Below are 13,496 nucleotides of genomic sequence, written 5' to 3'. Positions count from 1 at the left end.
CGGCGGCCGTTATCGGGCGTTAACCGTGGGCGAGAAAGCCGCCGGCGACCAGTTCGGTGCGGTTCACCACGTCGGTTTTGGCGAAAATGTTGCGCATATGGGTTTTCACCGTGGACAGCGAAATGCCCAGCTTCAGGGCGATGCGCTTATTGCTGGCGCCTTCGCGCACCAGGTTGACGATCTCTTGTTCCTTGGCGGTCAGCAGCTGCGCCTCGCTGTCGGGCAGCAGATCGCGCGTCGCCAGCTCGATCAGCGGCAGCACCGCGCGCAGGCGGCCGCGCTCCACGTCGGTAAACGGCGTATCGCGGATCAACGACACCCCGGCGACGATGCGTTTGCGTTGGCGAATGAAAATTTCCGTCATGTCGCGCATGTCGTTCGGCAGCATAAAGTCGTGGTAATAGCGGCGGTTGCCGGCGATCGCCGCCGGGCTCATGCCGACCATGGTGATGTCCTGGCGATGGAAGTTGGCCGGCTGCAGCGGGTCTATTTGCTGGAAGTGGTTCAAGTATTGCTGATGCGTTTTATCGGGCATGCCGTGCAGGATGTAGTGATCCGGCCGCAGGTCGCGATCGACCAGATAAAACACCCCGGCGGACACCGGGATCAGGTGCGTGATGGTCGCCAAACAACTGTTGATAAAGGCATCGGATGCTGTGCTGTGCATGATTCGTATTCCTCCCTTTATCGTTCAATCTGGAGAATGTTGGCGGTCAATATATGAACGATACAAGCATAGTTGTAGCAATTTGGCAACACAATAAAAACATATTAACAACGTGAGGCCGATTGCAATAAAACACAGAAATAACAAGATGACACTGCAATGGTCAGGGGTTTTCAGGTCGGATTTTCTGCGGTTTTCATTAATAGGTTAATGAAATAATTCACCGCTTTTCCCGCTGAATTTACAGCGCTTTTCACTGCTTGCCTGGGCGAAGCCCTCGCCGCCCAGCGCGTGCTACAACCGGCGCGACCGTCGCCGTCCCTCGTTCTTAAGAACGATAGCCAGGCTTTTCCACCGCTTCCTACACTGCGAATTGAAGATAGCGCCAGGCGGCGCCAAACGTATAAGACGAAAAAATGATGACCTTTCTCGGGCTGAGGCGTCGGGTTGTTCAGTCCGCATGACCATACGGGGAACGAACGATGCAGAAAAAAACGTTGGCGGTGGCGTTGAGCGGCGCCTTATCGGGCCTGGCGCAGGGGGCGGATGCCGATCGCCCCAATGTGCTGATCATTCTGGTGGACGACATGGGCTACTCCGACATCAGCCCGTTCGGCGGCGAGATACCGACGCCCAACCTGCAGGCGCTGGCCGAACGGGGCGTGCGCATGAGCCAGTACTACACCTCGCCGATGTCGGCGCCGGCGCGGTCGATGCTGATGACCGGCAACACCAATCAGCAGGCCGGCATGGGCGGCATGTGGTGGTATGAGAGCACCGCCGCGCAGCCGGGCTATGAAATGCGGCTGACCGACCGCGTGACCACATTGCCGGAGCGTTTTCGCGACGCGGGTTACGCCACCATGATGGCGGGCAAATGGCACCTGGGCTATGTCGACGGCGCCAAACCGACCGATCGCGGCTTCGAGCGCGCCTTCGCCTTTATGGGCGGCGGCACCAGTCATTTCGACGATGCGAAACCGCTGGGCACCGTGGAGGCGTTCCACACCTTCTACACCCTGAACGGCAAACGCGTGTCGTTGCCCAAAGATTTCTACTCCAGCAAGGCCTATGCCGATCAGCTGGAACAGTGGATCCGCGATACGCCGCTGAATAAGCCCGTCTTCGCCTATCTGGCGTTCACTGCGCCGCACGATCCATTGCAGGCGCCGGATGACTGGATCGCCAAATTCGACGGCAAATACGACGCCGGTTACCAGCAGGCCTATCAGCAGCGCATTCAGCGCCTGAAAGCGCTGGGGTTGATTTCCGATCGCACGCCGATGCCGACGCTGGCGCTGGATAAGGCCTGGAACGCGCTGACGCCCGAGCAGCAAAAATACGAAGCCAAGACCATGCAGGTGTACGCGGCGATGATTGCTTACATGGACGATCAGGTCGGCGCGGTGCTGAACACCCTGAAGCAGACCGGCCGCGACCAAAATACGGTGATCGTGTTCGCCACCGACAACGGCGCCAACCCGGCCAGCGGCTTCTACTACGGCTCGAAGCCGGAGTATTGGCGGCAGTTCGACAACAGCTACGCCAACCTCGGCCGCAAGGGATCGTTCATTTCTTACGGGCCGCACTGGGCCAACGTCAGCAATGCGCCGTATGCCAACTACCACAAAACCACCAGCGCACAGGGCGGCATCAATACCGATTTCATCATCTCCGCGCCGCGGCTGAAGGGGCGCGGCGGCATCGACCGCACGCCGATGGCGGTATATGACATCGCCCCGACGCTGTACGACTATGCCGGCATCGACGCCAACAAACCGCTGAAGGCCAAACCGACGCTGCCGATGGTCGGCGTCAGCTTCAAGCGCTATTTCAGCGGCGAGGCCGACGGCGTGCCGCGCGCGACCTACGGCGTGGAGCTGCATAACCAGGCCGCCTATGTGGACGGCGTCTGGAAGCTGCGGCGGTTGGTGAAGGCCGGGCCGACGGCGCAGATGGCGCCGTGGGGGCTGTTCAACCTGCATGACGATCCGCTGGAGACGCGCGATCTGGCCGCCGCCAACCCGGATCAAGTCAAACGGCTGAGCGAGGCGTATCGCCGCTTTGCGCTGCAGGGCATGGTCATTGAAGCGAAAGGCGCAGCGATCGACTACCTCGGCGTAGACGCCAGCACCGGCGACTACATTGGCTTGGATCCGCAGACCCACAAACCGTTACCGCAGGCGGCACCATGAACCTGGCCCAGCTGCGCGCGCAGCAGATCCCGGTAGAGAGCGAACCGCGCGCGGCGGCGCCTTTTCATTTGCTGGTGAAGCCGATCGGCGCCGGCTGCAACCTGGGTTGCCGCTACTGCTACTACCCGCAGCGCCAGCAGGAGCGGACGCGCAAGATGGACGACGACCTGCTGGCGGAATTTATCCGCGGCTACATCGCCGCCCAGCCGCGTTACAGCCGCGAGATCAACTTCGTCTGGCAGGGCGGTGAGCCGCTGCTGGCGGGGATCGGTTTTTACAAGCGGGCGCTGGCGTTGCAGCGCCGCTACGCGCCGCCGGGCGTGCGGATCAGCAACAGCCTGCAGACCAACGGTACCTTGCTGAACGACGCCTGGTGCCGGCTGTTCCGGCAGCATCACTTTATCCTCGGCGTCAGCCTGGACGGCGATCGCGAGGTGCAGGACGCCCACCGGCCGGACAAGCGCGGCGGCGCCAGCTATGACGCCGCGTTGCGCGGCATTGCGTTGTTGCAGCGCCATCAGATCGACTTCAACCTGCTGATGGTGGTGCACGACGGCGTCGCGGATCGCGCCGAGGCGATCTACGATCATGCGGTGGCGATCGGGGCGCGTTATCTGCAGTTTCAGCCGCTGATGCTGGAAGGGGATGCGCCCACCGCCGGTTACGGACTGAGCGCCGCCAACTGGGGGCGCTTCATGCTGGCGGTGTACCGCCGCTGGCGTAGCCGCGGACACGTTGGCCGGGTCTTCGTGATGAACATCGAACAGGTCTACGCGCAGTATTTCACCCATGTCAGCCCCAGCTGCGTGCACGCCGAACGCTGCGGCGGCAATCTGGTGATGGAGCCGGACGGCCGAGTCTACGCCTGCGATCACCTGATCAACGCGCAGCACCTGCTCGGCCATGCCGATCGGCAAACGCCCCTCGCCACCCTGGCGGCCAGTGCGGCGGAGATGCCGTTCGGTAAAAACAAAAGCCTGCGCCGCGAGTGCCAACGCTGCAGCGTGAAAAGCGTCTGCCAGGGCGGCTGCCCGGCGCATGTGGGCGAAGATCGCTACAACCGGCTGTGCGCCGGCTATTACGCCTTCTTTTCCGCGCTGCTGGCGCCGCTGCGTGCCTACCCGCGCAGCCCGCAGGGAGCGAGGCAGTGGCGCGCCGCCGTGAGCGCGGCCGCAGGTTGAAACCGTCTCGTCCTTAAGGACGATAGTCAGCATTTTCCTTTCCTCTCTATAGTGAGATGACCGCCGCTGGCGGTGAAAAACCTGCAAGCACCTGCATGCATCAGGCCAAAACTATAAGAGGAAATAACCATGAACCTGTCGTCGCGGTTGCACGCCCACCTGGCTCGAGGCAAGGTCGGCTTTCCCACCACCCTGGCCAGTTCGGTCGGGGTGATCATGGCCAGCCCGGTGATTCTGACGGTCACCAGCGGCTTCGGCATCGGCGGCGACACCTTCGCGCTGGCGATGCTGATCGCCTTCATCATGATGCAGGCGCAGCTCACCACCTTCTCTGAAGCGGCGTCGCTGCTGCCGACCTCCGGTTCGGTTTACGACTACATCTCCTGCGGCATGGGGCGCTTTTTCGCCATCACCGGCGCGCTGTCGGCCTACCTGATCGTGCACATCTTCGCCGGCACCGCCGAGACCATTCTTTCCGGCATCATGGCGCTGGTGAACTTCGAGCACCTCAACACCCTGATGGAAAGCCACAATGCCTCCTGGATGGTCGGCGTCGGGCTGGTTGTCGTGTTCGGCCTGCTCAACGCGTTCGGCATCGAGGCCTTCGGCAAGGCGGAGATCGTGCTGACCTTCGCCATGTGGAGCACGCTGGTGATTTTCGGCATCGTCGGGCTGCTGTCGCCGCATGCGGTGCCGCTCGAGGGCTGGTTCGGCAGCACGCTGAGCCTGAACGATCCGTTCGCGGTGTTCAGCCTGATCGGCATGGCTATGTTTATGTTCGTTGGCTGTGAGCTGGTGACGCCGATGGCGCCGGAGATCAAACGCTGCGATCGGGTGATCCCGCGCGCGATGGCGCTCGGGCTGTGCGGCGTGGCGGTGTGCATGGCGCTGTATGGCGCGGCACTCAGCCATCAGGTGGAAAACGTGGTGATCGACGCCGCCAGCGGCACGCGCCTGCTGGAAACGCCGATGGCCATCCCGGCGTTCGCCGGCCAGGTGATGGGCCAGTTCGGCAAATACTGGCTGGGCGTTGGCCTGCTGTTGGCGGGCGCGGCGACCATCAACACGCTGATGGCGGCGGTGCCGCGCATTTTGTACGGCATGGCGCTGGACGGCGCGCTGCCGCGCATGTTCGCTTATCTGCACCCGCGCTTTAAAACGCCGGTGGTCGGCATACTGGTGGCGGTGTTGATCCCCTGCGTACACGCCTTCGCCATTCAGGGCAACCTCGACAGGATCATTCCGCTGGTGCTGGCGGCGGTGTGCGCCTGGGGCGTGGCCTACCTGCTGGTGACCTGTTCGGTGGTGCTGCTGCGCGTGCGCCGCCCCGACCTGCCGCGCGCCTATAAATCGCCGTGGTTCCCGCTGCCGCAAATCGTCTCCAGCGTCGGCATCGTGCTGGCCATCGTCTACATCACGCCGCCGGGGATGAACCCGAGCGACATCTACATTCCCTTCGGCTGGATGATCGGCCTGACCGCCGCCTATGCGCTGTTCTGGACGCTGTGCGTGCAGAAAGTGAACCCGTTCAAGCCGGTGCCGGTCGAGCAGGTGCTGGAGAACGCATTTGCCAAGGGTGAAAACGAGGAGGCGCAGTTTGATCGGCTTACTTCCCTCACTTAATCGCGCCTGGCGGCGCGCGCCGTCGGGCTATCGGCCGGGCGCCGCGCTGGATCGTCTGGCGCGCAATCTGGAACCCTACGCGTGCGAACGCCTGGCGCCGGGCCTGCTGCGGCTGACGCTGCCGCAGGGGCCGCAGATCGAGATCGGCGAACAGGTGCAGGGGCTGTTTATGGCGCATATCGTCAGCCACCGCTTTCGGTTGCAGGGCACGTGCGCAGCGCAGCCTCCGCTGACGCTGGACGTGGTGACCGGCGGCTGGCTGCGGCGGCGCGGGGTGCGTTATCTGTTGCGCCAGCGCCATGCGGCCGCGCAGCGGGTGCTGGACGGCCTGCAGCGCTACCCGCAGATCGGTGAGACGCTGGCGCAGCTGGATTTTCGCCGCGTGCGGCTGACGGTGAACGACGGGCGCTGGCAGGTGGATATCGAACATTTTGCCGCGTCGGAGGTGGTCAGCCGTTTACCGGCCGGCCGCCGCTATCTGCGGCTGGATGCCGAACAGCGGCGGCTGCTGTTGAGCAGCCTGCTGATGATCGGCCAACTGATGGAGAAGCTGAATCATGAATAGAGTGGTTGTGATTACCGGCGGCGGTACCGGCGTCGGCGCCGCCTGCGCCCGCCTGCTGGCGGCGCAGGGCGATCGGGTGTTCATCATCGGCCGCCGCCCGGAACCGCTGGCGGCGCTGGCGCAAGAGATCGGCGCGCAGGCGCTGGTGGGCGACGCCGCCAGCGGCGAGAGCTGGAACCACACGCTGCTGCCGGCGATTCTGCGCGACGCCGGACGCATCGACTGTCTGATCGGCAGCGCCGGCGGCATGGGCTTCAAGCGCATCACCGAGATGACCGACGCGCAGTGGCAAGGGGCGATGGACAGCAACCTCAACAGCGCTTTCGCCAGCGCGCGTGCCTGCCTGCCGGAGCTGATTAAAAGCGGCGGCAACCTGCTGTTCGTGGCCTCGATCGCCTCGCTGGCCGCCGGGCCGGAGGTCTGCGGCTACGTTACCGCCAAACATGCGCTGATCGGGCTGATGCGTTCCATCGCCCGCGACTATGGCCCGCTGGGCGTGCGCGCCAACGCGGTGTGCCCGGGCTGGGTGACCACGCCGATGGCGGACGAAGAGATGCAGCTGTTGATGGACGCCCATCAGATTTCGCTGGAGCAGGCTTACCAGATGGTCTGCCGCGACGTGCCGCTGCGCCGGCCGGCCAGCGCCGAGGAGATCGCCCGCGTCTGCCGTTTCCTCTGCTCCAGCGAAGCTTCAATCATTACCGGCGCGACGCTGGTGGCCGACGGCGGCTCCACCATTGTCGATGTGCCGACCCTGGCTTTCACTTCCCTATAAGGAGCATTCCATGAGTTCAGAAGCGGTATTCATTCAGGTTGGCGCGCTGGCGGAAGGCTTTGCGCCGCACAGCAATACGCTGGAACGCCAGCACGGCCTGGCGGGCACCACGCTGACGCTGCGTTTCAGCGACGGCGCGACGCAGCGCTGTCGGTTTACCGATGCGCAGACGCTGGAGTGGGGGGAGCGGCGCGGTATCGCCTATCGCGCCACCAGCATTCGCCCCGGCGTGCTGTTCATCGATTTTCTCGATCCCGCCCGCGCCAACGCCAGCATTACGCTGGTATGCGACCGCAATCAGGGCAACTTCACTGCGGTATACGGCCTGCTGCCGGACGAAGCGCAGGCGCGGCTCGACGCCTTTAGCCGGGTGGAGCAGGGGCTGCCGCTGACCGCGGTCGAGGCCGAATTCCGCTTCGGCACGCTGGATGACGCCGACGTGGCGCCGCCGGGCTTTACCGATGAGCTGATCGGCATGCGCAACATGTACACCTACAGCCCGACCGAACGGTACGAGCACATCTACCTGAACGACAACTTCTACGCCTGGCAGTGTCTGGACGGGGTGGAGAAGGGGCTGGCGGACGTCGATCGCTGCCACTACGTGAAGGTGGCGGAGCAGCTTTATCTGTTCGTCTGGCGCGAGAAGATCATTCCGACGCTGGGCGTGGTGATGATCGATCTGCAGGGCATGCGCACCGACGGCAAGATCCTCGGTTATCAGGGCAGCGATTTCAGCGCGCTGAGCAACTTTGCGGTGGGCGCCCACGCACAGGTGCTCAACACCACGCGCCACCCGCGAGGATAGGCCGATGAGCGCAACCTATGCGGCCGAGGCCTTCGCCGGGCAGGCGGTGCTGGTGACCGGCGGCGCGCAGGGCATTGGGCTGGCGATCGTCAGCGCCTTTGCCCGGCTGGGCGCCGAGGTGACGATCGCGGACGTGCAGCTGCCGCAGGCGCAGGCGGCGGCGCAAACGCTGCGGGGCGAAGGGTGGAACGTACAGGCGCTGGCCTGCGATCTGGCCGAGCCGGGGCAGATTGCCGAGTTGGTGGCGGCGGTGGGCGAGCGGCACCAACGGCTGGACGTGGTGATCCACAACGCCGCCTATTTTCCGCTGACGCCGTTTACCGCCATCGACGCGGCCCTGTTGCAACGCACGCTGAGCGTCAATCTGATGGCGCCGTTCTTTCTGGCGCAGGCGGCGCTGCCGTGGATGCGCCGCGCCGGCGGCGGCAGCCTGCTGGTGACCTCGTCGGTGACCGGCCCGCGGGTGGCGTATCCGGGGCTGGCGCATTACGCCGCCTCCAAGGCCGGGGTAAACGGCTTTATTCGCGCGGCGGCGCTGGAGTTGGCGGCGGAGAACATTCGCGTCAACGGCGTGGAGCCGGGGATGATCCGCACGCCGGCGATGGCCAACCTGGGCGACGCGCAGGTGAATCAGGCGATCGCCGCCGCGGTGCCGCTCGGGCGGCTGGGGGAACCGGAAGACATCGCCGCGGCGATGGTGTTTCTCGCCTCGCCGGCGGCGGCCTACATCACCGGCCAGACGCTGGTGGTGGACGGCGGCGCGCTGTTGCCGGAAACGAATTCTCTGCTTACTTGACGCAGCCACGTACCCCAGTCGCTTACTTGAGTAAGCGACTGGGGATTTACGCCTTGGCCGCCTGGCTGCAACACCAATTAATGTGAGAATTCCGGTTGGTTAAATCACTTCTTGGCGGGATGCGCGGTGACGTTGGCGGGCAGGCTGTCGCCCAGGGTGATCAGCTCGTCCAGCAGCGTCATCAACTGGTCCATTTTCTGTCGCGAGAAAGCGGCTTCAATCTCGGCGTAGCCCTGTTCCACCTGGTGGCGCGCCACTTCATACAGATCCTGGCCCTGCTGGGTCAGCGACACGTACAGCTTGCGCTGATCGTTGACCGGCTTCAGGCGGAAGATCAGCTTGTCACGCTCCATGCGCGACAGAATGCCGGTCAGGCTGGGGCGCAGAATGCAGGTTTCCGCCGCCAGCTCGTGGAATTCGATCGAGCGGCTGTTGGCCAGCACGCGGATGATGCGCCACTGCTGTTCGGTCAGATTGTGGCTTTTCAGGATCGGGCGGAAGAACCCCATGGCGGTTTCACGCGCCTGCAGCAGGGCGATGGTTAACGATTCATGCATAAGTTTGGCCTTAGCTATCAAGGTGTTCGTTGTTACGGCGCTCGTTATGGGGGCGCCTGCCCCGCAAAGCCCGATTTTGTTAATAACTTAATAGTAGCCAAAGTTACCCGTAGGGATAAAGCAAAAATGCAGGGCGCAGCGAAAAATGGCGCGAAAAATGATTAATGCATTGAATAATCACGCTAATGTTCGTTATTTGTGAATATTTTGTTATCACGATCACAAATCACTCCAAGCGCGTTGCGTAAAAGCTGCACAGCGTATAAAAGTAATCATTAATATATTAATGAATGCCGGTTGTCATGTTTTGCCATTGGAGGAGTTCGCATGAAAGGCACCGTATTTTCCGTTGCGCTGAATCACCGCAGCCAACTGGACGCCTGGGATCAGGCGTTTCACCAGCCGCCGTATCAGACCCCGCCCAAAACCCCGGTCTGGTTTATCAAACCGCGCAACACCCACCTCGCCAACGGCGGGGCGATCCCGTTTCCGGCCGGTGAAACCGTGCACAGCGGCGGCACGCTGGCGGTGATCATCGGCGATACCGCGCGCAAGGTGCCGGTGGCGCAGGTGGGCCGTTATCTGGCCGGCTACGCGTTGGCCAACGACGTCAGCCTGCCGGAGAGCAGCTTCTACCGCCCGGCGATCAAGGCTAAATGCCGCGACGGGTTCTGCCCGCTGGGGGAGATGGGGCAGTTGGAGAACGCCGATCGGCTGGAGATCGTCACCGAGATCAACGGCGTAGAGCAGGACCGCTGGTCCACCGCCGATCTGGTGCGCTCGGTGCCGGAGCTGATCGCCGCCATCAGCGACTTCATCACCCTGCAGCCGGGCGATGCGGTGCTGATCGGCACCCCGCACCAGCGGGTGGCGATCAAACCGGTGGATGAGGTGACGGTGCGCGCCGCCGGCCTGCCCACTCTGACCAACCGCGTCACCCAGGCAGGAGCCGCATCATGAAACATGCCCGTATTCGCCATCATGGCCAGGTCTTCAACGTGCAGGTGGATGACCAGCTGCGCGTCACGCTGCCGAACGGCGAGGTGCTGCAGGAGCGCGAAGTGGAATGGCTGCCGCCGGCGCAGGGCACGGTGTTCGCCCTGGGGCTGAACTATGCCGACCACGCCAGCGAGCTGGAATTCAAGGCGCCGGAAGAACCGCTGGTGTTCCTCAAGGCGCCGAACACCCTGACCGGGCACCGTCAGGTGTCGGTGCGTCCGGCCGGCGTGGAGTACATGCATTACGAAGCCGAGCTGGTGGCGGTGATCGGCAAGACCGCGCGCAACGTCAGCCGTGAGCACGCCATGGAGTACGTGGCGGGTTACACCCTGTGCAACGACTACGCCATCCGCGATTACCTGGAGAACTACTACCGGCCAAATCTGCGGGTGAAGAGCCGCGACACCCTGACGCCGATCGGGCCGTATATCGTCGATCGCGACGACGTCGCCGATCCGCACCGGCTGGCGCTCGGCACCTATGTCAACGGCGAGCTGCGCCAGCGCGGCAGCACCGCCGACATGATTTTCGACATTCCGTTCTTGATCGCCTACCTGAGCGAATTCATGACGCTGCAGCCGGGCGACATGATCGCCACCGGCACGCCGAAAGGGCTGGCCGACGTGCAGCCGGGCGATGAAGTGGTGGTGGAAATCGAGGGCATCGGCCGTCTGGTTAACCACATTATCAGTGAAAAAGATTACGAGGAGAGCCTGCGATGAAAACCATCAACCACTGGATCAACGGCAAGAACGTCGCCAGCAAAGAGTATTTCACCACCACCAACCCGGCGAACGGCGAGGTGCTGGCGGAGGTGGCCTCCGGCGGCCAGCTGGAGATAGACCAGGCGGTGGCGGCAGCGAAAGAGGCGTTCCCCAAGTGGGCCAACACGCCGATGAAAGAGCGCGCGCGCCTGATGCGCCGCCTGGGCGAGCTGATCGACCAGAACGTGCCGCAGATCGCCGAACTGGAAACCGCCGACACCGGCCTGCCGATCCACCAGACCAAAAACGTGCTGATCCCGCGCGCTTCGCACAACTTCGAGTTCTTCGCCGAGGTGTGCCAGCAGATGAACGGCAAGACCTACCCGGTGGACGACAAGATGCTCAACTACACGCTGGTGCAGCCGGTGGGGGTGTGTGCGCTGGTGTCGCCGTGGAACGTGCCGTTCATGACCGCCACCTGGAAAACCGCGCCTTGCCTGGCGCTGGGCAACACGGCGGTGCTGAAAATGTCCGAACTGTCGCCGCTGACCGCCGATCGCCTGGGCGAGCTGGCGCTGGAAGCCGGCATTCCGGCCGGGGTGCTGAACGTGGTGCAGGGCTACGGCGCCACCGCCGGCGACGCATTGGTGCGCCATAAAGATGTGCGCGCGGTCTCCTTCACCGGCGGCACCGCCACCGGCCGACGCATCATCGAAAGCGCCGGGCTGAAGAAATTCTCCATGGAGCTCGGCGGCAAGTCGCCGGTGCTGATCTTTGAAGACGCCGACATCGAGCGGGCGCTCGACGCCGCGCTGTTCACCATCTTCTCGATCAACGGCGAACGCTGCACCGCCGGTTCGCGCATCTTCATTCAGGAGAGCATCTACCCGGAATTCGTCAAACGCTTCGCCGAGCGCGCCAACCGTCTGCGCGTGGGCGATCCGCAAGATCCCAACACCCAGGTGGGGGCGCTGATCAGCCCGCAGCACTGGGAAAAAGTCTCCGGCTATATCCGCCTCGGGGTGGAAGAAGGGGCAACCCTGCTGGCCGGCGGCCCGGACAAACCGGCCGGTTTGAGCCACGGCAACTTCCTGCGCCCGACGGTGCTGGCGGATGTCGACAACCGGATGCGCGTGGCGCAGGAGGAGATCTTCGGGCCGGTGGCCTGCCTGTTGCCGTTCAAATCAGAAGAAGACGGCCTGCGCATGGCCAACGACGTGGAGTACGGCCTGGCGTCGTACATCTGGACGCAGGATGTGAGCAAGGTTCTGCGCCTGGCCCGCGGCATTGAAGCGGGCATGGTTTTCGTCAACACCCAAAACGTACGCGATCTGCGCCAACCGTTCGGCGGCGTGAAAGCCTCCGGCACCGGCCGCGAAGGCGGCGAATACAGCTTCGAAGTGTTCGCCGAAATGAAGAACGTGTGCATTTCCATGGGCGACCACCCGATCCCGAAATGGGGCGTTTGAGCCTCAGGCCACAATAATAACGAAAGAGATGAGAACAATGACGACAAAACTGACCACTGATGCTGTCCCTGCTCCCGACGTCGTGCGCTGTGCCTACATGGAAATTCAGGTCACGAACCTTAAAGCCGCACGCGAATTTTACGTCGATATCCTCGGCCTGGTCGTGACCGCCGAAGAGGATAAAACCCTCTACCTGCGTTCGATGGAAGAGTTCATTCACCATAACCTGGTGCTGCGCGAAGGCCCGGTCGCCGCCGTGGCGGCGTTTGCTTTCCGCGTGCGCACGCCGGAAGACGTCGATCGCGCCGAAGCGTATTTCAAGGCGCTTGGCTGCCGTACCGAGCGGCGGGTGAACGGGTTCGCCAAAGGCATCGGCGATGCGGTGCGGGTAGAGGATCCGCTCGGTTTCCCGTATGAGTTTTTCTACGACGTGCAGCACGTCGAGCGCCTGGCCTGGCGCTACGATCTGTATACGCCGGGCGCGCTGGTGCGCCTCGACCACTTTAACCAAATCACCCCTGACGTGCCGCGCGCCGTGGAATACATCCAGGGGCTGGGCTTCCGCGTAACGGAAGACATCCGCGATGAAGACGGCGTGGTTTACGCCGCCTGGATGCGCCGCAAGGCGACGGTGCACGATACCGCGATGACCGGCGGCGCCGGGCCGCGCATGCACCACATCGCCTTCGCCACCCATGAAAAGCACAATATTTTGGCCATCTGCGACAAGCTCGGCGCGCTGCGCAAATCCGATTTGATCGAACGCGGCCCCGGCCGGCACGGCGTCTCCAACGCGTTCTACCTCTACCTGCGCGATCCCGATGGCCACCGCGTGGAAATCTACACGCAGGATTACTACACCGGCGATCCGGACAACCCGACCGTGACCTGGGACGTGCATGACAACCAGCGCCGCGACTGGTGGGGCAATCCAGTGGTGCCGAGCTGGTATACCGAAGGATCGCTGGTGCTGGATCTCGATGGGCAGCCACAGCCGGTCATCGAGCGCAGTGCGCCCAGCGAAATGGCCGTCACCATCGGCGCAGACGGTTTTTCCTATACCCGTGAGGGCGATACGGAAAAAGGTTTCAAGCTTGGCAATACGCTGTAAATGCCGCTGCGCGGGCCGCGCCCGCGCATATTTGCCGTCTGGAGAA

General features: G+C 63.4%; 13 protein-coding genes. 11 read left to right on the top strand and 2 right to left on the bottom strand.

What is annotated here, in order from left to right:
* Window positions 1–19: 19 nt before the first annotated feature.
* Complete coding sequence (locus tag ACJ8M3_RS15225; RefSeq protein WP_047572782.1) at window positions 20–667, bottom strand: helix-turn-helix transcriptional regulator; 648 nt, start codon at window positions 665–667, stop codon at window positions 20–22.
* A gap of 482 nt (window positions 668–1,149) precedes the next feature.
* On the opposite strand from ACJ8M3_RS15225, the gene ACJ8M3_RS15220 reads away from it, so the two are divergent.
* From ACJ8M3_RS15220 to ACJ8M3_RS15190, 7 genes are all read left to right on the top strand, one after another.
* Window positions 1,150–2,862, top strand: coding sequence for an arylsulfatase (locus tag ACJ8M3_RS15220; RefSeq protein WP_089197651.1), 1,713 nt, complete (start codon window positions 1,150–1,152; stop codon window positions 2,860–2,862).
* A complete protein-coding gene (locus tag ACJ8M3_RS15215) occupies window positions 2,859–4,043 on the top strand; it encodes an anaerobic sulfatase maturase (protein WP_047572777.1) in 1,185 nt (394 codons plus the stop codon). Before ACJ8M3_RS15220 ends, ACJ8M3_RS15215 begins: the two co-directional genes overlap by 4 nt.
* A gap of 129 nt (window positions 4,044–4,172) precedes the next feature.
* Window positions 4,173–5,666, top strand: a complete 1,494-nt coding sequence (locus ACJ8M3_RS15210; RefSeq protein WP_089197652.1) for an APC family permease — start codon at window positions 4,173–4,175, stop codon at window positions 5,664–5,666.
* Window positions 5,641–6,231: a DUF3156 family protein gene (locus ACJ8M3_RS15205; RefSeq protein ID WP_089197653.1), complete on the top strand. Its 591-nt coding sequence runs from the start codon at window positions 5,641–5,643 to the stop codon at window positions 6,229–6,231. The genes ACJ8M3_RS15210 and ACJ8M3_RS15205 overlap by 26 nt, the downstream gene beginning before the upstream one ends.
* A complete protein-coding gene (locus ACJ8M3_RS15200; protein WP_089197654.1) occupies window positions 6,224–7,006 on the top strand; it encodes an SDR family NAD(P)-dependent oxidoreductase in 783 nt (260 codons plus the stop codon). Before ACJ8M3_RS15205 ends, ACJ8M3_RS15200 begins: the two co-directional genes overlap by 8 nt.
* A gap of 10 nt (window positions 7,007–7,016) precedes the next feature.
* Window positions 7,017–7,814 (top strand): molybdenum cofactor biosynthesis F family protein, encoded by a 798-nt coding sequence (locus ACJ8M3_RS15195; protein ID WP_089197655.1) that lies wholly within the window; start codon window positions 7,017–7,019, stop codon window positions 7,812–7,814.
* A 4-nt stretch (window positions 7,815–7,818) separates the two neighbouring features.
* The gene (locus ACJ8M3_RS15190) at window positions 7,819–8,610 is read left to right on the top strand and encodes an SDR family oxidoreductase (RefSeq protein WP_420067367.1); all 792 of its coding nucleotides are present in this window, start codon (window positions 7,819–7,821) and stop codon (window positions 8,608–8,610) included.
* Window positions 8,611–8,714: 104 nt separating this feature from the next.
* On the opposite strand, the gene hpaR is transcribed toward ACJ8M3_RS15190, so the two are convergent.
* Window positions 8,715–9,167 (bottom strand): homoprotocatechuate degradation operon regulator HpaR, encoded by a 453-nt coding sequence (gene hpaR / locus ACJ8M3_RS15185; RefSeq protein WP_015376534.1) that lies wholly within the window; start codon window positions 9,165–9,167, stop codon window positions 8,715–8,717.
* A 327-nt stretch (window positions 9,168–9,494) separates the two neighbouring features.
* Here hpaR and ACJ8M3_RS15180 point away from each other — a divergent pair, with 327 nt between their 5' ends.
* From ACJ8M3_RS15180 to hpaD, 4 genes are read left to right on the top strand one after another with little or no spacing between them, the layout of a single operon-like run.
* Window positions 9,495–10,127: a fumarylacetoacetate hydrolase family protein gene (locus tag ACJ8M3_RS15180; RefSeq protein WP_442514704.1), complete on the top strand. Its 633-nt coding sequence runs from the start codon at window positions 9,495–9,497 to the stop codon at window positions 10,125–10,127.
* On the top strand, window positions 10,124–10,888 hold the full coding sequence (locus tag ACJ8M3_RS15175; protein WP_033641766.1) for a fumarylacetoacetate hydrolase family protein: 765 nt from the start codon (window positions 10,124–10,126) through the stop codon (window positions 10,886–10,888). The genes ACJ8M3_RS15180 and ACJ8M3_RS15175 overlap by 4 nt, the downstream gene beginning before the upstream one ends.
* Window positions 10,885–12,339: a 5-carboxymethyl-2-hydroxymuconate semialdehyde dehydrogenase gene (gene hpaE, locus ACJ8M3_RS15170; RefSeq protein ID WP_033636981.1), complete on the top strand. Its 1,455-nt coding sequence runs from the start codon at window positions 10,885–10,887 to the stop codon at window positions 12,337–12,339. The genes ACJ8M3_RS15175 and hpaE overlap by 4 nt, the downstream gene beginning before the upstream one ends.
* A 37-nt stretch (window positions 12,340–12,376) precedes the next feature.
* A complete protein-coding gene (gene hpaD, locus ACJ8M3_RS15165) occupies window positions 12,377–13,450 on the top strand; it encodes a 3,4-dihydroxyphenylacetate 2,3-dioxygenase (protein ID WP_089180517.1) in 1,074 nt (357 codons plus the stop codon).
* Window positions 13,451–13,496 lie beyond the last annotated feature (46 nt).

The sequence above is a fragment of the Serratia sp. CY55921 genome (assembly GCF_052167655.1).
GTDB classification, from domain to species: domain Bacteria; phylum Pseudomonadota; class Gammaproteobacteria; order Enterobacterales; family Enterobacteriaceae; genus Serratia; species Serratia ureilytica.
The sequence above is the reverse complement of the archived record's forward strand: the minus strand, read 5'-3'. Positions and strand labels throughout refer to the sequence as shown.